The organism is Nonomuraea sp. NPDC049158 (assembly GCF_040648335.1).
Lineage (GTDB): Bacteria > Actinomycetota > Actinomycetes > Streptosporangiales > Streptosporangiaceae > Nonomuraea.
Map to the genome: position 1 here is coordinate 1 of NZ_JBEZDM010000010.1, position 21,420 is coordinate 21,420.

14 protein-coding genes are annotated in these 21,420 nt (G+C 71.7%); 5 read left to right on the forward strand and 9 right to left on the reverse strand.

The window, feature by feature from the left end:
- On the forward strand, positions 1-1,140 hold a 1,140-nt coding region (locus tag AB0B61_RS22330), incomplete at its 5' end, for a beta-ketoacyl reductase (protein ID WP_358434809.1).
- A 22-nt stretch (positions 1,141-1,162) separates the two neighbouring features.
- Entirely contained in the window at positions 1,163-6,640 is a 5,478-nt protein-coding gene (locus AB0B61_RS22335; RefSeq protein ID WP_358434811.1) for a type I polyketide synthase, read from the forward strand.
- A gap of 5 nt (positions 6,641-6,645) precedes the next feature.
- Here the strand turns inward: AB0B61_RS22335 and AB0B61_RS22340 are convergent, their stop codons facing one another.
- From AB0B61_RS22340 to AB0B61_RS22350, 3 genes are all read right to left on the reverse strand, one after another.
- Positions 6,646-7,845: a cytochrome P450 gene (locus AB0B61_RS22340; protein WP_358434814.1), complete on the reverse strand. Its 1,200-nt coding sequence runs from the start codon at positions 7,843-7,845 to the stop codon at positions 6,646-6,648.
- A 36-nt stretch (positions 7,846-7,881) separates the two neighbouring features.
- Positions 7,882-9,498 carry an FAD-dependent oxidoreductase gene (locus tag AB0B61_RS22345; RefSeq protein WP_358434817.1) on the reverse strand — a complete coding sequence of 539 codons (1,617 nt, stop codon included), beginning with the start codon at positions 9,496-9,498 and terminating at the stop codon, positions 7,882-7,884.
- 111 nt (positions 9,499-9,609) lie between these two features.
- The gene (locus AB0B61_RS22350; protein ID WP_358434820.1) at positions 9,610-10,290 is read right to left on the reverse strand and encodes a hypothetical protein; all 681 of its coding nucleotides are present in this window, start codon (positions 10,288-10,290) and stop codon (positions 9,610-9,612) included.
- A 115-nt stretch (positions 10,291-10,405) separates the two neighbouring features.
- Here AB0B61_RS22350 and AB0B61_RS22355 point away from each other — a divergent pair, with 115 nt between their 5' ends.
- Positions 10,406-12,088: an SMI1/KNR4 family protein gene (locus AB0B61_RS22355; RefSeq protein ID WP_358434822.1), complete on the forward strand. Its 1,683-nt coding sequence runs from the start codon at positions 10,406-10,408 to the stop codon at positions 12,086-12,088.
- 12 nt (positions 12,089-12,100) lie between these two features.
- Here AB0B61_RS22355 and AB0B61_RS22360 read toward each other — a convergent pair whose 3' ends face one another.
- Entirely contained in the window at positions 12,101-13,000 is a 900-nt protein-coding gene (locus AB0B61_RS22360) for a hypothetical protein (protein ID WP_358434825.1), read from the reverse strand.
- A 107-nt stretch (positions 13,001-13,107) separates the two neighbouring features.
- Positions 13,108-13,893 carry a DeoR/GlpR family DNA-binding transcription regulator gene (locus tag AB0B61_RS22365; RefSeq protein WP_358434827.1) on the reverse strand — a complete coding sequence of 262 codons (786 nt, stop codon included), beginning with the start codon at positions 13,891-13,893 and terminating at the stop codon, positions 13,108-13,110.
- A gap of 67 nt (positions 13,894-13,960) precedes the next feature.
- Between AB0B61_RS22365 and AB0B61_RS22370 the strand changes: the two genes are divergently transcribed.
- Positions 13,961-15,922, forward strand: coding sequence for a DUF5107 domain-containing protein (locus AB0B61_RS22370; RefSeq protein ID WP_358434830.1), 1,962 nt, complete (start codon positions 13,961-13,963; stop codon positions 15,920-15,922).
- Here AB0B61_RS22370 and AB0B61_RS22375 read toward each other — a convergent pair.
- Together AB0B61_RS22375 and glgC are read right to left on the reverse strand one after the other, a co-directional pair.
- Positions 15,909-16,805 (reverse strand): hypothetical protein, encoded by an 897-nt coding sequence (locus tag AB0B61_RS22375; protein ID WP_358434833.1) that lies wholly within the window; start codon positions 16,803-16,805, stop codon positions 15,909-15,911. The two genes, AB0B61_RS22370 and AB0B61_RS22375, sit on opposite strands and share 14 nt — an antisense overlap.
- 168 nt (positions 16,806-16,973) lie before the next feature.
- Positions 16,974-18,209, reverse strand: a complete 1,236-nt coding sequence (glgC, locus tag AB0B61_RS22380) for a glucose-1-phosphate adenylyltransferase (RefSeq protein ID WP_225301022.1) — start codon at positions 18,207-18,209, stop codon at positions 16,974-16,976.
- A 143-nt stretch (positions 18,210-18,352) separates the two neighbouring features.
- On the opposite strand from glgC, the gene glgA reads away from it, so the two are divergent.
- Positions 18,353-19,528 (forward strand): glycogen synthase, encoded by a 1,176-nt coding sequence (gene glgA, locus AB0B61_RS22385; protein ID WP_358434837.1) that lies wholly within the window; start codon positions 18,353-18,355, stop codon positions 19,526-19,528.
- A gap of 42 nt (positions 19,529-19,570) precedes the next feature.
- Here glgA and AB0B61_RS22390 read toward each other — a convergent pair whose 3' ends face one another.
- Together AB0B61_RS22390 and AB0B61_RS22395 are read right to left on the reverse strand one after the other, a co-directional pair.
- The gene (locus tag AB0B61_RS22390; protein WP_358434840.1) at positions 19,571-20,914 is read right to left on the reverse strand and encodes a hypothetical protein; all 1,344 of its coding nucleotides are present in this window, start codon (positions 20,912-20,914) and stop codon (positions 19,571-19,573) included.
- Between the two features lie 79 nt (positions 20,915-20,993).
- Positions 20,994-21,362 (reverse strand): PH domain-containing protein, encoded by a 369-nt coding sequence (locus tag AB0B61_RS22395; protein WP_225301025.1) that lies wholly within the window; start codon positions 21,360-21,362, stop codon positions 20,994-20,996.
- Positions 21,363-21,420 lie beyond the last annotated feature (58 nt).

The following is a 21,420-nucleotide window of genomic DNA, read 5'->3' on the forward strand; positions in this document are numbered from 1 at the left end:
GCCGAGCTCGCGGAGCTCGGCGCGCGGGTCGAGATCGCGGCCTGCGACGTCGCCGACCGCGACGCGCTCGCGGAACTGCTCGCGGGCCGTCCGCTCACGGCCGTGGTGCACGCCGCGGGCGTCCTGGACGACGGACCGATCACCGCGCTCTCCCCCGAGCGGATGGACGCCGTGCTGCGGCCCAAGGCGGACGCGGCGCTGAACCTGCACGAGCTGACGCACGACCTCGACCTGTCGGCCTTCGTCATGTTCTCCTCGGCGGCCGGGACGATGGGCAGCGCGGGACAGGGCAACTACGCGGCGGCCAACGCGTTCCTGGACGCGCTGGCCCACCGGCGGCGGACGCAGGGGCTCCCGGCGACCTCGCTGGCCTGGGGTCCGTGGACGGGCAGCGGCGGCATGCTCGACACCATCGCCGAGGCGGAGGTCGCCCGGATGGCCCGCGAGGGCATCGGTCCGTTCACCCCGGAGACGGGCTTGGCGCTGTTCGACACCGCTCTGCTCCGGCCCGAGGCGGCCCTGGTGCCGATTCGCCTGGACGTCAAGGCGCTGGGCGCGCGCGGCGACTCCCTGCCGCCGATGCTCAGCGAGCTCGTACGAGCCCGCCCGCGCCGCGCCGCCTCCGCGGAGCGTGGCTCCGGCGCCGGTCTGCAGGCCAGACTGGCCGGGCTTCCCGAACCGGAGCGGCGGCGGATCCTGCTCGACCTCGTGCTCGACCAGGTCACCGCCGTGCTCGGGCACGCCTCCGCCGAAGAGGTGGACCCGCACCGGCCCTTCGACGAGCTGGGGTTCGACTCGCTGACCGCGGTGGAACTGCGCAACCGGCTGAACGCCGCCGTCGATCGGCGGCTGCCGACGACGCTGGCGTTCGACCACGCCTCGCCGATCGCGCTGGCGGAGTACCTGCTCACAGAGATCGCGCCCGACGACCGGCCCACGGGCGAGCGGGCGCTGGAGGAACTCGACCGGCTGGGACGCCTGCTCGGCGCCCTCACGCCCGACGAGGAGACACGGTCGACGGTCACCGCCCGGCTGCGCGGACTGCTGGCGCAGTGGCGCGGCGAACAGGCGGACACGGGCCAGACCGTGGAGTCGGCGAGCGCCGACGAGCTGTTCGCGTTGATCGACAAGGGGCTCTGAAACTTCCGGAAGGTGACGTGACGTGGCGGACGAGCAGAAGCTCCTCGACTACCTCCGGCGGGTGACCGCCGATCTCCAGCAGGCCAGGGAACGGCTCCGCGAGGCCGAGGCCCGCGAACACGAGCCGATCGCGGTGGTCGCCATGAGCTGCCGGTTCCCCGGGGACGTGCACGACCCCGAGGCGCTCTGGCAGCTCGTGGCGGACGGCCGCGACGGTGTGTCGTTGTTCCCCGACGACCGGGGCTGGCAGCTGTCCACCCTGTACGACCCGGACCTGACCCGTCCGGGCACCACGTACACGCGCGAGGGCGGGTTCCTGCACGACGCCGCCGACTTCGACGCCGGGTTCTTCGGCATCTCGCCCCGGGAGGCGCTGGCCGCCGACCCGCAGCAGCGCCTGATGCTGGAGGTGGCGCTGGAGGCGTTCGAGCGCGGCGGCATCGACCCGCGCTCGCTGAAGGGCAGCCAGGTGGGCGTCTTCGTCGGCGCCTTCGCCGACGGGTACGGCGGCAGCCTGGGCGCGCCCGCTGAAGGAGCCGAGGGCCACCTGCTGACGGGCAACTCCACCGCGGTGATCTCGGGCCGGATCTCGTACGTGTTCGGGCTCAAGGGCCCCGCGGCCACCATCGACACGGCCTGCTCCTCGTCGCTGGTGGCGCTGCACTGGGCGTGCGAGTCGCTGCGCAGCGGAGAGAGCACGCTCGCGCTGGCCGGCGGGGTGACCGTCATGCCCACTCCCGACATCTTCGTGGAGTTCAGCCGCCAGCGCGGCCTGGCGCCCGACGGGCGGTGCAAGGCCTTCTCCGACGACGCCGACGGCACCGGCTGGGGTGAGGGCGCCGGTCTGTTGCTGCTGGAGCGGTTGTCCGACGCGCGCCGCAACGGTCATCCGGTGCTCGCGGTCGTCCGCGGCTCCGCGATCAACCAGGACGGTGCCAGCAACGGCCTGTCCGCCCCGAACGGGGTGTCCCAGCAGCGGGTCATCCGCCGCGCGCTGGCCGACGCCGGAGTCGCAGCGGCCGACGTGGACCTCGTCGAGGCGCATGGCACGGGCACCACGCTGGGCGATCCGATCGAGGCGCAGGCGTTGCTGGCCACCTACGGCGCCGACCGCCCGGCCGACCGGCCGCTCTGGCTGGGGTCGATCAAGTCCAACATCGGCCACACCCAGTCCGCCGCCGGGGTCGCCGGGGTGATCAAGGCGGTGCTGGCCATGCGGGCGGGTCTCCTGCCTAAGACGTTGCACGTGTCCGAGCCCTCGTCCCACGTGGACTGGTCCGCGGGGAACGTCCGGCTGCTGACCGAAGCCGTCGACTGGCCGGACAGCGGCGGGCCCCGGCGCGCCGGGGTGTCCGCGTTCGGCGTGAGCGGCACGAACGCGCACGTGATCCTCGAACAGGCCCCAACAGAACAGGCCCCAACAGACGACACCGCCCCAAGCGGGGTCGAATCACCAGCGGCGGTCGCGTGGACGGTGTCGGCCAAGAGCGCGGCCGCCCTGCGTGCCCAGCTCGAACAGCTCGGCTCACACGTGGAGCGCCACCCCGGCCAGTCCGCCGCCGACATCGGGTTCTCCCTGGCCACCACCCGTACGGCCTACCGTCATCGCGCCGTAGCGGTGGGCCGGGACCGCGCGGAGCTGCTGGCCGCCGTCCGCGCCCTCGCCGCCGGCGAACAGGTGCCCGCCGGGGTCGGCGGGGTGGCCGGAGCGCCGGGCAAGACGGTGTTCGTCTTCCCCGGCCAGGGCTCGCAGTGGGCGGGCATGGCCACCGAACTGCTCGACGAGTCGCCGGCCTTCGCCGAGCACTTCGCCGCCTGCGAGCGGGCGCTCAAGCCGTTCGTGGACTGGTCGCCGGCCCAGGTTCTGCGCGGCGAGCCGGGCACGCCGCCGCTGGAGCGGGTGGACGTGGTCCAGCCGCTGCTCTGGGCGGTCATGGTGGCGCTGGCCGGGCTGTGGCGTTCGTACGGCGTGCGTCCCGATGCGGTGATCGGCCACTCCCAAGGCGAGATAGCCGCCGCCACGGTGGCCGGCGGCCTGTCGCTGGAGGACGGCGCCCGCGTGGTCGCCCTGCGCAGCCAGGCCATCGGCGCCGTGCTCGCCGGCCGCGGCGGCATGGCCTCCGTCGGGTTGCCGGTCGAAGAGCTGACCGAGCGCATGGCCCGCCGACCGGATGAGTACTCCCTGGCCGCGATCAACGGAGCACGCTCGGCCGTGGTCTCCGGGGCGCCCGGCGCGCTCGGCGACCTGGTCGCGGAGCTCACCGCCGAGGGGATCCGGGCCAAGCTGATACCGGTCGACTACGCCTCACACTCGGCCCAGGTCGACGAGCTGCGCGAGCGCCTGCTGCGCGACCTCGCGCCGATCACCCCGAAAACGGGCGACGTGCCGATGATCTCGACGGTGACCGGTGACTGGATCGACACCGCCGGGCTCGACGCCGCCTACTGGCACGCCAACCTGCGTCAGACCGTACGGTTCGACGCGGCCGTCCACGCGCTGGTCGGACAGGGCCACGCGGTCTTCGTCGAGTCCAGCCCGCACCCGGTGCTCACCATGGGCATCCAGGAGACCCTCGACGCCCTCGGCCGGGACGCCGTGGTCATCGGCACGCTCCGCCGGGAGCAGGGCGGGCAGGTCCGCATGCTCACCTCGCTCGCCGACCTGCACGTACGCGGCGTCGGCGTGGACTGGTCCGCGCTCTACCCCGGCGCCCGCCGGGTGGACCTGCCGACCTACGCCTTCCAGCGGGAACGCTACTGGCTGGAATCCGCGCCCGCGGTCACCGCCCCCGCCGACCCGCTCGACGGGCGGTTCTGGGAGGCGGTGGACCGGGGGGAGGTGCCGCGGTTCGCCGAGGTGGACCCGGCCGCCCTGGACGAGGTGCTGCCCGCGTTGTCCGCGTGGCGACGCCAGCTGCGGCAGGCGGCGACGCTGGACTCCTGGCGCTACCAGGTGGCCTGGCGGCCGGTACGGGAGGCGGCCGAGGCGACGCTGACCGGAGCCTGGCTCGTCGCCCTGCCGGATACAGACGGCGTCGACACCGAGGCAATCGTCAACGGGCTGGCCAAGGCGGGCGCCCAGGTGGTGCCGATCCAGGTCCGGGACCACGACCGGGCCACGCTCGAGCTCACCCTCCGCGACGCGCTTCCCGACGAGCCGGTCACCGGCGTACTGTCCCTGCTGGCACTCGACGACCGCCCCCACCCGGCCCACCCCGTCCTGTCCCGTGGCTCGGTCATGACCGTCACGCTGGTGCAGGCGCTCGCCGGCGCGGAGATCTCCGCGCCGCTGTGGGCGCTCACCTCGGGCGCGGTGGCCGTGGAGCGCGCGGCCGAACTCCAGTCCCCCGCCCAGGCGGTGGTGTGGGGCATCGGCACCGTCCTCGCCCTGGATCATCCCGACACCTGGGGCGGGCTGATCGACATGCCCGCCGTACTGGACGAGCGTGGCGTTTCCCGTCTCTGCGGCGCGCTGTCCGGGCTGGACAGCGAAGATCAATTGGCGGTACGGGCGGCCGGCCTCTTCGCCCGGCGGATGGAGCGCGCGCCGCTCGGCGAGGCGGCACCCGAGACCCCCTGGCGGCCGCACGGCACCGTGCTCATCACCGGCGGCACCGGCGGCGTCGGCGCGAACCTCGCCCGCCGCCTGGCGGCCCGCGGCGCCGAGCACCTCGCGCTGATCAGCCGCCGCGGCCCGGGCGCCCCGGGCGTCGCCGAACTGGAGGCCGAGCTGACGGCGCTCGGCGCCAAGGTCACCGTGACCGCCTGCGACGTCGGCGACCGCGACGGGCTGCGCCGGGTGCTCGACTCCCTGCCCGACGGGCAGCCGCTGACCGCGATCGTGCACGCGGCCGGGGTCGTACGCGACGACGGGCCGCTCGCCGAGAGCACGCTCGCGGAGTTCGCCGAGACGGTCGAAGGCAAGATCGCGGGCGCGGTGCTCCTCGACGAGCTGTCGCTCGGCCACCCGGTGGAGCGATTCGTGCTGTTCTCCTCAGGTTCGGCGGTGTGGGGCCAGGCGGGACAGGCCGCGTACGCGGGCGCCAACGCGTTCCTGGACGCCCTGGCCCACGCGCGGCGCGCCCGCGGGCTGCCGGCCACCTCGGTCGCCTGGGGCGCCTGGGGCGGCGGCGGCATGGTGGACGAGGCGGTCGGCGCGCGGCTGCGCAGGCTCGGCGTCCGCGTCATGGAGCCCGACGCCGCGGTGAGCGCCCTGGAGCTGGTCCTCGACCACGACGAGTCGCACCGCGTGGTGGCCGACATCGACTGGACCCGGTTCGCCTCCGTGTTCACCCTCGCCAGGCCGCGGCCGCTGCTCCGCGCGCTGCCCGAGGTACAGGAGATCCTGGCGGCCGACGGCGCGGCGGCCGGTCAGGACGCGCACGACCCGTCACTGGCGGCGGAGCTGGCCGGGCTGCCGGCCGAGCAGCGGGTCGAGCGGCTGCGCGACCTGGTGCGGGCGCACGCCGCGCGGGCGCTGGGTCACTCCGGGCCCGACTCGATCGCCCCCGACCAGAACTTCCTGGAAGCCGGGTTCGACTCACTGACCTCGGTCGAGCTGCGCAACAGCCTGGCCGCGGCCACCGGACTGCGCATGCCCGCCACCGTGGTCTTCGACCACCCCAGCCCCGCCGCGCTGGCCCGGCACCTGTCGGCGGAGTTCGGCGGCACGGGGACCGGCGACCCGCACGCGGGCGACAGCCTCAGCGCGCTGTTCGGCGAGGCGGCCCGCACCGGCAAGACACACCAGGGCCTGGCCGTGCTGCGGGCCGTGGCCGACCTGCGCCCCTCCTTCGACTCGCCCGACGAGCTCGATGAGATCCCGCCGCCGCTCAAGCTGGCGACCGGTCCGGCCCAGCCCGCGCTGTTCTGCTTCAGCACGCCCATGGCGCTGGGGGGAGCCGCCCAGTTCGCCCGCCTCGCGGCGAACTTCCAGGGGGTGCGCGACCTGCTCGCGCTGCCCGTCCTCGGCTTCGCCCCCGAGGAGAGTCTCCCCGGTACGGCCGACGCCGCGGTGCGCATGTGGGCGCACAGTGTTCTCAACGCGGCGGACGGGAGACCCTTCGCGCTGCTCGGCTACTGCGCCGGCGGGATCTTCGCGCACGCCGCGGCCACCTATCTGGAGGGCCTCGGCGTCCGCCCGGCCGGGCTGATCCTGCTCGACACCTTCATGCCCGAGGACAAGGTGATCGACGACCTAGGGACGCAGATGGTCGAGGGCATGTTCGACAGGGAAGACGCGTTCGGACCCTTCACCAACGCGCGCCTGTCGGCGATGGGCCGCTACTACAAGCTGTTCCGCGAATGCGAGCTGGGCGAGGTGGCGGCGCCCATCCTCTTCCTCCATCCGGACACGCCGCTGTCGCCGTCCCCCTCGGGAGACTGGCGCGCCACGTGGCACACCGAGCACACCGAGCAGGAGGTGAAGGGCGACCACTTCACGATGCTGGAGGACCAGGCTCCGTCCATGGCGCAGGCCATCGAAACCTGGCTCTCCTGATCAGGCTACGTGGCCGGCAGTTCGCTGTACGGGTTGACGCCGTCGTACTGGATCTCCAGATGGCGCGGCCCCCGCAGGGTGGAGCTCGGGCGGTAGGGCGGCGGGTCGCTGACGAGGCGGGGGTTCACCAGCCGCCGCGCGAGCTCGCGCAGCGCGATCTGGGCTTCCAGGCGCGCCAGCGGAGCACCGAAGCAGTGGTGGACCCCACCGCCGAAGCCCAGGTGCTGGATGTAGGGACGGTCGGGGTCGAAGTGGTCGGGGTCGCGCAGGTGCGCGGGGTCGCGGCTGCCCGAGGCGAGCGCGAGGATGATGTGGGCGCCCTTGGGGATGGTGACACCCCCGATGGGGATGTCGTCGAGGGCGACCCGGTTGGGCAGGAAGTGCACCGGCGGCTCGTAGCGCAGCAGCTCCTCGATGGTGTGGATGGCCAGGTCCGGCTCCTTGCTCAGCCGTTCGAGCAGCCACGGGTTGCGCAGCATGGTGAGCATGCCGTTGGTGATGAGGTTGACCGTGGTCTCGTGGCCGGCGATCAGCAACAACGTGCCGGTCGCGATCACCTCGTGCCGCGACATCGTCCCGTCGGGGCCCTCGTCGGTGATCAGCCCGGACAGGAGGTTGTCGCCCGGGTTCTCGCGGTGGGCGTCGATCAGCCCGGCCAGGTACTCGCCCAGCGTGAGCAGCACGGCCTGGCGTCTCTCCATCCGCTCCGCCAGATCCTCCTCACCGGGGCCGAGGGCCTCCACGAGCTCGTCCGCCCATTGGTGGAAGCGGGGTTCGTCCTCCAGCGGCACGCCGAGCAGGCGGCAGATCACCGTGACCGGGAACGGGTAGGCGAAATCGTCGACGATGTCGGCCTGTTCCCGGTCCCCGAGGCCGTCGATCAGCTCCGTCACGATCTGGACCAGCTCGCCGCGCAGGCTGTCGACCTTGCGCGGCGAATGCGGCGGCCCGAAATGACGCATCGCCAGCCGCCGCAGCCGGTCGTGCTCGGGCGGATCGGTGGAGATGAAGGAGGGCAGCTGCCCCGCGGTGGAGCTGACCCGCGGATCGTGCAGCAGCGCCACGATCTCCTCGTACGTGCTGACGACGTAACTGCCGTCCTCCTGCCGCGCCACAGGCGTCTTGCGCAGCTCGGCGTACAGCGGATACGGGTCGGCCCGGTTGGAGTATTGGAGAATCTGCTGGTAGCTGCTTGCCGGCTCCACGAAGTGCCTCCCTGGACGCGTGGGTTCGAGATGGTCTTACCGCTGGGGGCGTACGAGCGTGGCGCGGCGTTCGCCCGGATCGTGGCCGGTCACCACCACGGTCGCTCCTTCGGCGGGCTTGATCCGCTCCGGCACTTCGGCCGGAACGGGCCGTGATCCGTCGAGCCGGTCGACCGAGCGGAAGTCAGGGGGGAACGGCGCGGCCTGCTCGATCAGGCGCCGGTAGAAGTCCAGCCACATCCCGTGGTCGAAGGTGACCGCGGCGGTGATCCTGCCCCGGTAGCCGTAGACGGCGACGAACCGCCGCTCGGCCAGCGAACCCTGCGCGATCATGACCTCGTCGGCGAAGCTCGGCACGCCGACCGACTTGATGTTGACGCCGAACTGGTTGGACCAGAAGACCGGCAGCGACAGATGCGGCCAGCGATGCGCCTGGTCGCTGATCATGTTGTGGGCCGCGACCTCGGCCTGGGCGACGGCGTTGCCCCAATGCTCCAGCGCGACGAACTGGTAGTGGTAGACCGGGTGCGGGAAGCGGGCCACGTCACCGGCGACGAACACGTTGTCGGTCACCAGGCCGTTGACGTCGAAGGCCCGGCAGCCCGCGTCGGTGGCGACCCCCCACACCCCGCACGCCAGCCCGGACCCCTCCAGCCATTCGATGTTGCGGACCGCGCCGAGCGCGACCACCGCCACGTCGGCCTCCACGGTGCTGCCGTCGGACAGCCGGGCGCCGCGCAGCCGTCCGTCCGCGTCCCCTTCCAGCTCCGCCACCGTGACCTCACAGCGCAGGTCCACACCGGCCGCGCGCTGCATGTCCGCCGCGACCGCGCCGATCACGCCACCCAGCGCGCCGCGCAGCGGAACGGGCCCGTGGTCGACGAGAGTCACCGGCAGGCCCATCTCGCGGCAGACCGACGCCACTTCCGACCCGGTGAATCCGCCCCCGATGATCAGCACCCTGCCGACGCCGGCGTCCAGCCGCTGCCGCAGGCGCTTGGCCTCGTCGAGCGTGCGCAGGACGTACACGCCGTCGAGCGCGGCCTCCGGCTCCTTGGGCCACGGCCGGGCCCGCGCGCCGGTGGCGATCAGGACCTTGTCGAAGCCGATCTCCCCGCCGTCGGCGAGCCGCACCTTCTGGGCGGACAGGTCCAGCCCGGTCGCCCGGGTCTCCGGCAGCCAGGTGACTTCGACCTCGCGAAGCTGGGGGAGCAGGGTGCGTTCGGCGGGCACCTTGCCGGTCAGGACCTGCTTGGACAGCGGTGGCCGGTCATACGGCTGGTACGGCTCGTCCCCGATCAGGGTCAGCGAGCCCGTGAAGCCGTCTCTGCGCAGCACCCCGGCGGCTCGCGCGCCGGCCAGGGAGGCGCCGACGATGACGATGCGGCCCTCGCGCTTGAACGCCTCGCCGTCGCCCGTGGGGGAGGGGCCCAGCTCCGGCCGCATGGTTCTGTGCTGGGTGGTCATCCGGTCGAGGTGAATGGCCTGGACCGGGCAGGCCGCCGCCGCCTGGAGCACATGTTCGCGCTGGTCGTTGTCCGGGCCGGTGTCGTACATGAGCGCTTCCTGGCCGTGCATCGAGAACACGTCCGGCGCCAGGAAGACGCACTGCCCATAGCCCTGGCAGCGCGTGAGATCAACGACAACTCGCACAATGACACTCCCCCGCCGACACTTCCCCGTGGGGGCCGGACGGCCACCTGCCGCCAAGTCGCCCTCTCCACGACCTACCCGACGCCATAGAGCTGACATGGCGGCAAAGAGTCATTTGTTGGGCAGGTCTGCGGAGATCAACCGGGGATGGGCGGCGATCAGGAAGCAGCCCACGATCAGGATCCAGACGGGGAAGACGATCTCCGACCAGGCGACGTGGCTGACGACCAGGAGGAGCACCAGCCCGACGAGATAGCCGAGCCAGGACAGCCACCGGGGGAAGATGCCGAGGCGCGTCATGATGGTCGTGGTCGTCAGGGTGAACACCGCGGCCATGCGCGGCGCGTACTCGGTCAGCAGGGCCAGCGTGAGGTGGCGCCCGTAGTGCCAGAAGGCCATGGGCCGGGACGGGTCCCGCATGGTGCCGATCGTGGTCAGAAAGGCGTCCGCCGCCGCGCCGAAGACGAAGAGCGTGGCCACGAACAGCAGCCCGGCGCCGAGGAAGACGGTCGCGAAGAACCGGTCCTCCCGCGCTCCGATGGAGTCGCGTACGGCGCCCATGAACCACAGGAAGAAGATCCCCCCGAACGGCAGCAGGACCAGCGCCACCCGCAGGGCGTGATGGCCGGCGGCGTCGGCGAGATAGGCGGCCGCGCCGATCGGCTGGTGGGGCACCGCCCGGCGCACCAGGATCATGGCGCCGCCCAGCGGCAGGGCGGCGAGGATTCCGGCGGCTCCCGCGGCGCGCGGCGTCCGCAACGCCTTCGCCGGGGATCCGGCAATGCCCTGCATGGAGCCCTTCCTCCCACGATATGAAGCCTGTATGACGCTACGTGTCCAGCGGATACGCTCGGTAATCATCGTGCGTGGTACGAAGCGGGCGCGTCGCGATGGTTAGGTGTGACCTGTGAACCATGATCGTGATTCCGAGATCGCCGATGTGCTCCGTACGATGGCCGAGAAGATCGCGGCCGGAGCGCCCGCGGGGTGGCGGCGGGCCGAGCTGCAGGGGTTCGCGACAGGTCCGGACGGGTCCGGCCACCGCGGGCTGAGCATCGAGCCGGGCGAGGCGGATGACATCGACCTGCACGCGGAGATGTGCGAGATCTACGCCCTGGCCGGGGCGAGCGGCGATCACCTCGCCATCGAGTTGGTTGTCGAGGCCAAGGGCCGGTTCGAAGCGGTGGTCAGCGAGTCGCTGGACCGCATGGATCACAGCGAGCACGGCTTCCTGTACGTGCTCGATCGGGGCGTGCTGCCGCCCGAGCCCACGGAGTTCCAGAGGGGCCGGCCGGATGCCGCCCCGGCGGGAGACCCGAAGGAGGCCGTCGCGCTGCTCGGCGCGTACTTACGCGAGCGTGACCGGGTCCTGGGCGGCCCCGGCACGGACAAGTACGCCCCGCCGCCCGCGCTCCCCGAAGCCCGCCGCGCCTGGCTGGAGGCCCAGCTCCGGGTCCGGTACGGCGTGACGCTCCCCGAGGACCTGCGCGCCCTCTACTCGCTGGTCGACGGCGACGGCGGTGAGGGCCTCCTGGACCGGCACCCCTGGTTCGGCCTCGAACGGCTGGAGGACCAGAGCCGCCCGGAGAACCGCTGGTGGACCGCCGGCCGTAGCTGGAGCCAGCATCTGTTCCAGCCGCTCATCACCGGCGTGGGCCCCTCACTGACGATGCGACGGGCGTCGGACCACCCGTGCTGGATCCCGTTCGCCACCAGCACCGGGGGCGACTTCCTGGCGGTGGACCTGGCGCCCGGACCGGACGGGCGGCCGGGCCAGGTCATCCGCATGGGCGCGCGCCACGATGACGGCCCTGTCTATGTCGCCGACTCCGTGACCAGCCTGCTGCGGCGGCACGTCACCGCTCTGGAGGCCGGCGCCTACGCGGTCGAGCACGGCGAATTGTGGATCGACCTCGGCGACATGAAGGAGCCGAGCCGAGCCGCCCACGAGAAGACCCGCTCCCTGACGGTCGCCGGTCCCGACGCGGCCGCCATCCGGGGCTGGGAGCCGTGGATCCAGCGCCTGTCGGTGATCAACGCACCCTGGGTCGACTTCGGGCCCGTGCGCGGGGCGCCGGTGCTGTGGCAGGTGAAGGTGGACAACTGCCCCGGCGCGGACCTGACCCCGCTGCGCGACACTCCGGTGGAACTGCTCGACCTGGCCATGGACGGGATCGACCTGGCGCCGCTGGCGGGCCACGCCACGCTGCGGTCGCTGACCCTGCGCACCGAGCGGCCCGTGGACCTGACGCCACTGCTGTCCTGCCCGCGGTTGTACGCGCTGGACCTGTCCCGCGCGGTTGTGGGCGACCTCGGCGTGCTGAGCGAGCTGAAGGGCCTGCTCTACCTCAACCTGCGCCGGGGACAGTGGGCGGAGCTGTGGGAGCGGGGCGGTCACCCGGCGGGGCTGGCGGCGGCCGGGCTCGCCGCCGAGCCGCGCCGGGAGAAGACCTGGTGGTGGTCGGTCGACCGGGCCTACCACGCCCCCGAACCGTCGCTGAAGACGGCGGTCAGATGGGCGGGCGACCTGGCCGGCGAGGCGGCGGACGTACGGGTCTTCACGGGCCGGTTCCCCCGGCGGCGGCGCTGAGACCCGCGCGCGTCAGCCTCGCGTCGAGATCAGCCGCAGGGCGAGGTCGTGCTGCTCCTGTGACGGCGGCCGGGTCCACGTGATGCCGGGGCGTCGCTCGGTGAGCATCCGCGCCAGGGCGGCGGACATGACGTCCACGGGCTGGGCGTGCGGCATGCGCGGGCGAAGCTCCTGGTAATCGGCGAGCACCCGGCCATAGTCGTACATCAGCGTGTTGGTGAAGCGGCTCTGCTCGCCGTCGGCACGCTCGAGCCCCGCGACGAACTCGGGCTCCGGCTCCTCGATCACCGCCTTGTAGACGTCGAGGCGGTTGCGGATCTCTCCGGGTGAGGTGTGGCTGTGCGCTTCGTCGTACATTCTCCGCACATGCGCCGGCACCTCGGTGAGCACCGTGAGCATGCCGTAGCCGGCGTCCTCGTCGCCATAGCCGCCGACGCCCCCGTCGACGCCCTGCGCGTGCGTGGCCATGCCCATCTCGCGGGTGAAGTCGTACTTGTCCAGGCCGTCGACGGGCTCCTGGATCCACTCGTCGTCGAGGTAGAGCACGCCGTCGATCTCCGCCTCCGCGGCGCGGCCGATCAGGTGCCGTACGGCGCCCGCCGGATCCGCGAGCGCCCCCGGGCCCATCGCGGCGAACTGCTCGGTGAGGAGGAACAGCGAGACCATCATCTGCGGGTTGTAGACGTGCAGCGCCCCCGCCTCCCGGTGCGGGAAGACGGTCCGCTCCTCGTCATAGGCCTCCAGCCCGGCCATGAACGCCCGCTCCTGCTCCTCGGTGAGGACGAGCTCCCAGGCCCACGTACGCTCGACGTGGAACTTGTAGAAGTCCGCGCCCCTGAGCGGGTCGCGGAACTTCCACCACAGAGCGACGCCGACGATCAGCGCGACGATCACGCCCAGTGCGATCAACATCTAGATCCCCCACTTCCTGACATATCCCGTTTCCTGGCGTCAAGCACAGAGCGGGAAGCCTAGCGGTGAGGGTCCGCCAGAACACCGGAAACGATCAAATGCCGGTCCTAGACCCGGATGACCCGGATGCCGGCGTCCGCGAAGCCGGCGGTCAGCTCCGGCGCGGCCGTGGAGTCCGTCACCAGGACGTTGATCCTGCTCAGCGGGCAGACCAGGGCGAACGCCCGGCGGCCCAGCTTCGAGCCTTCGGCCACCACGATCACCTGGCGGGCCTTGGTGGCCATCAGCCGGTTGACGGCCGCCTCGCCCTCGCCATGCGCGCTGGCGCCGTGCTTGACGTCGAGCGCGTCGACGCCCAGCACCACCACGTCGAGCGCGACGTCGGCCAGCATGCCCGTCGCCACCGGGCCCACCAGCTCGTACGACTCGGCGCGGGCGGAGCCGCCCGTGGTGACCACGTGCAGATGCGGCCGCACGGCCAGCTCGTGGGCGATGTTCAGGGCGTTGGTCACCACGGTGAACGCCGGGCCGCGGCGTCCGGAGGGCGGGTCGGGACGGTTGGCCAGCACCCTGGCCACCTCCGTCGTCGTGGTGCCGCCGTTGAGCCCGACCGTCGCCCCAACCGGCACCAGGGCCGCCGCCGCGGCGGCGATGCGCTGGTTGTCCGGCGCGTGCTGGGCGACCTTGTAGCGCTGCGGCAGGTCGTACGAGACGCTGTGCGCGATGACGCCGCCCCTGGTCCTGGTCAGCAACTGCTGGTCGGCGAGTTCGTCGAAGTCGCGCCTGATCGTGGCCGCGGACACGCCGAGCTTGCGCGCCGTCTCCGACACGTTCAGGCGGCCGGCCTCGGCGACGAGCTCTAACAGCATGTTCCAGCGTTCGTACCGGTTCACCGTCTAATCATGCCCGAAACCCGGCTGAAGCTCTTATCTGTCGGTTTTATGGGAAAATACTCGCCAAATGCTACGGACATCCACAGTCGTGCTCCCCGTGTCCCCGCTGGGCCCGGAGAACCCGCTGCCGCCACTGCGCACGCTCCCCGATCCGCGTGGCGGGCTGAGGACGGCCGCCGCCGACGCCGAGATGGCGGCCCAGCTGGCGTATGGGCACGCCGAATCGCTCCTGCCGTACACCTTCCAGGACGGCTACGGCCGCGAGCGGGAGGAGCGGGAGCTGAAGACGGCGGTGCTGGAGAACGAGCTGCTGCGCGCGGAGTTCCTGCTGGAGTACGGCGGGCGGCTGCGCTCCCTGGTGCACCTGCCGACCGGGCGCGAGCTCCTGCACAAGCCGCCTCACCTGCAGCTGGCCAACCTCGGGCTGCGCAACGCGTGGTTCGCGGGGGGAGTGGAGTGGAACCTCGGCACGTTCGGGCACACCGCCCTGGCCTGCGCGCCGGTCCACGCCGTCCGGGTGGCGGGGCCCGATGGGGTGCCGGTGCTGCGGATGTACGAGTGGGAACGGATGCGGCGGCTGGTCTACCAGCTCGATGTCCACCTGCCGCCCGGGTCCCCGGTGCTCCTGGTACACGTCCGGATTTATAACCCTTCGGGGGTTGATGCCCCCGTCTACTGGTGGTCGAACGCGGCGGTGCCGCAGACGCCGGGCAGCCGGGTGCTGGCGCCGGCGCGCCAGGCGTACCACTTCTCCTACGACGGGATGCTGCGCCGGGTGCCGGTGCCACGCTGGCGCGAGGCCGACCAGTCCTACCCGGCCCGCAACGAGCAGGCCGCCGACTTCTTCTACGAGCTGCTACGCGGCGAACGCCGCTGGATCGCCGCCCTCGACGCGGACGGCGGCGGGCTCGCGCAGGTCTCCACCGACCTGCTGCGCGGCCGCAAGCACTTCCGCTGGGGCACCGGCGCGGCGGGCCGCAACTGGCAGGACTGGCTGTCCGGCCCCGACCGGCCGTACCTGGAGATCCAGGCGGGCCTCACCCGCACCCAGCTGGAGCACGTACGTCTGCCCGGCCGCTCCGCCCTGTCCTGGACCGAGGCGTACGGCCTGCTCCAGGCCGACCCCGCGCGAGCCCACGGCTCCTATCCCGACGCGCTCGGCCACGTGAGCCGGGCCGTGGACCGGCTGATCTCCCGCGACCGCCTCCAGGCCGCGCACGAGCGGGCCGTAGAGCTGGCCTCGGCGGTGCCCGTGGAGGTCCTGCACGTCGGCAGCGGCTGGGGCGCGCTGGAGCGCCGGGCCCTGGCCAAGCGGCGCAGCCGGGCGCTCAACCTGCCGGGCACGCCGTTCGCCGACTGGACGATTGGGCGCGACCAGCAGTCGTGGCTCGCCCTGGTGCGCAAGGGCTCGATCCCCACGCCCGCCCCCGCCCTGCCGCCGTCCTCCTACACCGTCGGCCCCGAGTGGCGCGCGCTGCTGGAGAAGTCGGTCGAGGAGTCGGGCGGCACCTGGTTCACCCTGCTCCACCTGGGCGTGAACCTCTATCACGACGGCGACCACGACGGCGCCCGAGCCGCTTGGGAACGTTCCCTTGCCTGCGCCGAGAACGCGTGGGCTCTGCGCAACCTGGCCGTCCTCACCCCGTCGCGCGCCGCGGCCCTGTACGAGCGGGCCCATGCGCTGTCGCCACGGCTGCGCCCCCTCACCATCGAGACCCTCGTCGCCCTGCTCGCCGCCGACCGCCCGGACGAAGCCCTGGTACTGATCGACAAGCTCGGCCCCAAGGACCGCTGGCACGGCCGGATCCGCCTCCTGGAATGCCGCGCGGCCCTGAACGCGGGCGACGTCGGCCGAGCCGGGCGGGTACTGGAGACGGGCCTGGTGGTGGACGACCTGCGGGAAGGGGAGGACACGCTGGACGAGCTCTGGTGGGACTATCACGAACGACTCAACCCGACGGGGCGGGCGCGGGTGCGCGCGGACCATCCGCTGCCCTGCCGGTATGACTACAGCGTCAAGCAGTATTAGGGGCGAAGAGGTCGTCGAGGGCTGTCGCGGTGACTGCTCGGTCGATCCACTCTTCTATTTGGTCGAGGTCTGTGCATCGGGTGATGCGGTCGTGGGCGTCTTGGGGGACGCTTATGCCCCGCGCCTTGAGTATCTTGATCACGGCCTCGGCCTTGCCCTCGACCTTGCCCTCGACCTTGCCCTCGGCTTTCCCCTCGGCTTTCCCCTTGCCGAAGTGCTCTTTGGCGAAGGGGCTGTATACCGGCCATGCGGTAGACGACATGATGTCCTCCATGATGCGCCGAGCGACGAGTGAAGCTAGTCGGTATCCGTATTCATAATACTGCGGAGCGTCATCGTCGGCGAGCTTGCTCAGGGCCGCCACGAAGGCCTCCGTCACGGCTCTCTGCTGGCCGTGCATCATGACCGACATCGCGGCCAGTTCAATGCAGTCCATCGCCTCGGACGGATCGGTGATCACAGGGATCCGGTCCGGGCCGACGACTCTGGGCTGCAGGACGAAGCCGGGCAGGCTGGTGACGATCGGTTTCGCCGCCCACGTGGCGACGGAGGTGGTGGGGCAGAGGGTGAGGACCACCACCGGGCACTTCAGCCGCAGCCAAAGCGCCGCCGCATAGCGCGCCCAGGTCGTGAGTTTGTCGTCCTCTTTCTTCTGCTGGATCTCGACGATGATGCCGTGGATCGGATCCTGGCGCGGGCCCACGACGATCACCGTGTCGGCCTGGAGGTCCTTGGAGGGGCGGTCGTTGAAGTCGTTCCCGGCGACCTCTACGAGGGCGTCTGTGGGCAGATCGACGTCGAAGGCGTCGCGGAGGATCTCGACGGCCAATGCCGGACGGTTGCGAAAGAGCGCGTTAAGCGTGTCATGCACGGGGGAAGGCATGTCACGGAACGTTACTAGATATTTACTCTGAGTGGCGAATCTTCGATCAACTTCACTGGGAAGGGCTAGGGGGCGTCCCTGCGGGCGGCGGTGGCCGCGTCCTCCGCGCCGAAGCGTTTGGCGAGGCCGAAGGCAGACCGATTGCTCAGCCTGCCCAGGTGAGGGTGGTCAGCGGTCGACGATCTCGTTCTTGCCGATGACCACGATTCCGCCCCTGGTCAGGGCGAAGCGGGTGCGGTCGTAGTCCAGGTCGAAGCCGATCCGCGCCCCGTCGGGGATCACCACGTTCTTGTCGATGATCGCCTTGCGGACGATCGCGCCCCTGCCGACCTTGACGTTGTCCATCAGCACCGAGTCCTCGACCAGCGAGTGCGAGTGCAGGACGACCCTCGGCGACAGGATCGACCTGCTCGCCGTGCCGCCGGAGACGATGACGCCCGGGGACACCAGCGAGTCGATCGCCCGGCCCACCCGGTCGCCGTCGTTGTGCACGAACTTGGCCGGCGGCAGCGGGTCGTGTCCGGTGTGGATCGGCCACTTGTCGTTGTAGAGGTTGAAGATCGGGTGCGCCGAGATGAGGTCCATGTGCGCCTCGTAGTAGGCGTCGAGCGTGCCCACGTCGCGCCAGTAGCCGCGGTCGCGCTCGCTCGAACCCGGCACCACGTTGTTCGCGAAGTCGTAGACGTCCGCCCCGCCGGACTTGACGAGCATCGGGATGATGTTCCCGCCCAGGTCGTGCTTGCTCGTGGGGTCGAGGGCGTCCTCACGCAGCGCGTCGATCATCGCCTGGGTCTTGAACACGTAGTTGCCCATCGAGGCGTACACCTCGTCGGGGGAGTCGGCGAGCCCCACCGCGTCCTTCGGCTTCTCCCGGAACGCGACGATCCGCCGTCCCTGCGGGTCGGTTTCGATGACGCCGAACTGGTCGGCCAGCGACAGCGGCTGCCGGATCGCCGCCACCGTCACGTCCGCGCCGGAGTCCTCGTGCTGCTCGACCATCTGCCGCGGGTCCATACGGTAGATGTGGTCGGCGCCGAACACGATCACGTGCTCGGGCATCTCGTCGTAGATCAGGTTCAGGTTCTGGAACAGCGCGTCGGCCGAGCCGGAGAACCATCGCGGGCCGAGCCGCTGCTGGGCGGGCACCGGGGTCACGTAGTTGCCGAGCATCGCCGTCAGCCGCCACGTACGCGAGATGTGGCGGTCGAGACTGTGATTCTTGTACTGGGTCAGTACGACGATCTGCAGGTATCCGCCGTTGGCGAGGTTGGACAGCACGAAGTCGATGAGCCGATACATCCCGCCGAACGGCACGGCCGGTTTGGCCCGATCCGCCGTGAGCGGCATGAGCCGCTTTCCCTCTCCACCTGCCAGTACGACCGCAAGAACCCTCCTGGACCTCATATCCGTGACGCTACCCTCAAAATGCCGATCTATCGACGAAACGCCCGCCGAACGTGATTCGTGCTTGGGACTCCCGGAAGATGGCGTCCGACCGGCCGCCGCCACGCTGTGCCCGACGGCCCGAGGGATCGTAAGGTCGTGTCATGCGCGTTGATCTGCTCACCCGGGAGTATCCGCCGGATGTGTACGGCGGTGCCGGGGTGCACATGGAATATCTGGCCAGAGAGCTGCGGCGGCTGGCCGACGTCCGGGTGCGGTGTTTCGGGGCCGCGCGGGACGAGCCGGGTGTCTCCGCCTACCCGGTGCCCGCCGGGCTCGCCGAGGCCAACGCGGCCCTGCAGGTGCTCGGGGTGGATCTGGAGATGGCCGCCGCGTGCGCGGGCGCCGGAGTGGTCCACTCCCACACCTGGTACGCGAACTTCGCCGGGCACGTCGCCAAGATGCTGCACGGCATCCCGCACGTCGTCACCACCCACAGCCTCGAACCGCTCCGGCCGTGGAAGGCCGAGCAGCTGGGCGGCGGCTACACCATCTCCTCCTGGGCGGAGCGGACCGCCCTGGCCGGTGCCGACGCGGTCATCGCGGTCTCGGAGGGGATGCGGCGCGACGTACTCCTCGCCTATCCCGAGATCCCGCACGAGCGGGTGAGCGTCATCCACAACGGCATCGACACCGCCCAATACGCGCCCGACCGCGACGACGACGTACTGAAGAAGCACGGCGTCGACCCGGCCCGGCCGTACGCCATCTTCGTCGGGCGCATCACCCGGCAGAAGGGGCTGGTCCACCTCCTGCACGCGGCGCGGTCCTTCGACGCCGGCGCGCAGATCGTGCTCTGCGCGGGCGCGCCCGACACGCCGGAGATCGAGGCCGAGGTGACGAGCCTGGTGCGGGAGCTCGGCCGGGAGCGCGACGGGGTGATCTGGATCTCCGAGATGCTGCCCAAGCCGGAGGTGATCCAGCTGCTCACGCACGCGTCGGTGTTCGTGTGCCCGTCGGTGTACGAGCCGATGGGGATCGTGAACCTGGAGGCGATGGCCTGCGAGACGGCCGTGGTGGCGACGGCGACCGGCGGCATTCCCGAGGTGGTGGCCGGCGGCGAGACCGGGCTGCTGGTGCCGATCGACCAGGGGATCGACGGGACGCCGCACGATCCGGAGCGGTTCGCGGCCGACTTCGCCGAGCGGGTCAACGCGCTGCTGGGGGATCCGGCGCGGGCCGCGGCGATGGGGGTGGCCGGGCGGGCCAGGGCCGTCGAGCACTTTTCGTGGGAACGCATCGCGCACCGGACCATGGAGCTCTACACCTCGTTGATCTGAGGTCATTCAAGGCGAGCGGGCTCATGCGCCTGAGCGGGTGGGTCAGCTGGTCCGCCAGAGTAGGGCGCGGGTCAGGTCCTTCTCGGGGTTGGAGGAGCCGGCCGCGTAGACCTGGTCCGTGCCGGGGCGCTGGGCGAGGGCGGTGACCGTGCCGTCGAGGGTCTGCGTCGTCCAGCGTCCACGGCTGAAGCGCAGCAGCCGCGACCCCGTCGAGTCGAGCACCCACATCCCGTCCCGGCCGTCCGGCTCGGCCTGGGTGAACGTCGACCCGAGCGCGCCCCACCGGCACTGCCACTCCCCGCCGTCCCAGTGCAGGGCGACCGGGCGGGAGCGCTCCAGCGGCTCGTTGTCCTTGGTGAACTCGCCGGGCACCAGCCACGACACCCCGCCGACCACCCACACGTCGGCCGGGCCGAGCACCACGACGTCGTTGAGCCGGACGCGCGGGGACTCCGCCTTGACCGGCGGCCCGAGCACGGGCAGGTCGATCCGCTGCCACGCCTCGCCGTCCCAGCGGGCGGCCGGTCCCTGGTCGATCAGCGGACCGCTGACCGTCCACACGTCGCCGCCGCGCTTGCCGCCGCCGCTGTTCCCCGAACCGCCGCCGCTCCCGCTGCCGCCGCCCACCGCGCCGGCCGGGGCCGGGAGGTCGTGGTGCTGCCAGGTGGAGCCGGTCCACCACAGCGCCGACGTGCCGCTGACCGCCCACGCGCCGCGCGCCGCGGTGCCGCCCGCGCCGAAGGTGTCGCCGAGGCGGCCGGTGAGCCGCCGCGCCTCCCACGTGTCGTTCTGGAACGCGCCGACGAGCCCGGTTCGGCCGTCCGCCAGGCCGAACACCCAAGCGCTCCCGGCGGAGGTGGCGCTGAGCGCGGTCACCTGAACGCTCGGCAGCGGGTACGACGTCCACCCCTTGCCGTCCCACCGCCGCAGGCCCGCGAAGGCCGTCTCCACGGACTCGGCCGTCAAGCGCTGGGTGAGGTGGGTGGCCCAGACGGCGCCGTCGCGGCCCACGGCGAGGTCGCGCAGCTGGCCGTAGCCCTCGTCGGTGGACACGACGCGCCAGCCGGAGGTGGCCTTCGTGGCGCGGATGTCGTCGGTGGCCGCCGGTGGCTGGGCGCAGGCGGCGGGCTTGGCGGGGAGCGCGGGCCGCCCGCCCCCGAGTACCGGCACCGGCGAGAGCGACGTGCCGGGGGTTACCGTGCCAGGGGTGCTCGGGGTCGCGGTGCCGGGACGCGTGGTGGTGGCGGCGCCCGTGCCGGGGGCCTGGGTCGTCGTCGGTGGGGTGGCGGTGCAGGCGGCGACCGCCAGCACCGCCAGGCCCGCCGTACAGACGTGTGCGACTCGGCTCACCCGGCCCGCCGTACAGACGTGTGCGACTCGGCTCACCCAGCCCGCCCCCTTCGCGTGACCCCGTGATTTCCGCAGGATAGGCCAGTCCGGGCCGCCGCGCCCCTTACGGAATCGGTTACGTTCGCGATATGTGATGCAAGATCACGTTATGTACGTGGTGCGCCTTGTTGTCGCCGCGGAAGTCGACTTCGTACGTGTGCGTCCCGACGTGAATGGCGATCGCGCCCGAGGAGAAGAACCCGCCGGCGAACGACTTGTTGCTCACCACGCTCACCGCGGAGATCTTGCTGTAGGGGATGCTGGTGATCGCGATGCGCTTGCCGACGAACGACTTGTCCTGCACGATGACCCGCCGATCGGTCAGCCCGAGGAACCCCGTCCCGGCGCCGATGGCGTCGTACACCGCGATGATCTGCTCGCCCGGCATCAGCCCGCTCTCGATCTGCTTGAGCTGTTCTTTCCTGTCATAGGGGATGTCAGCCATATCTGGGCAACGAACAGGGCAAGCGACAGCGTTCCGCAAGCGCCGATTGGGTCTTGTA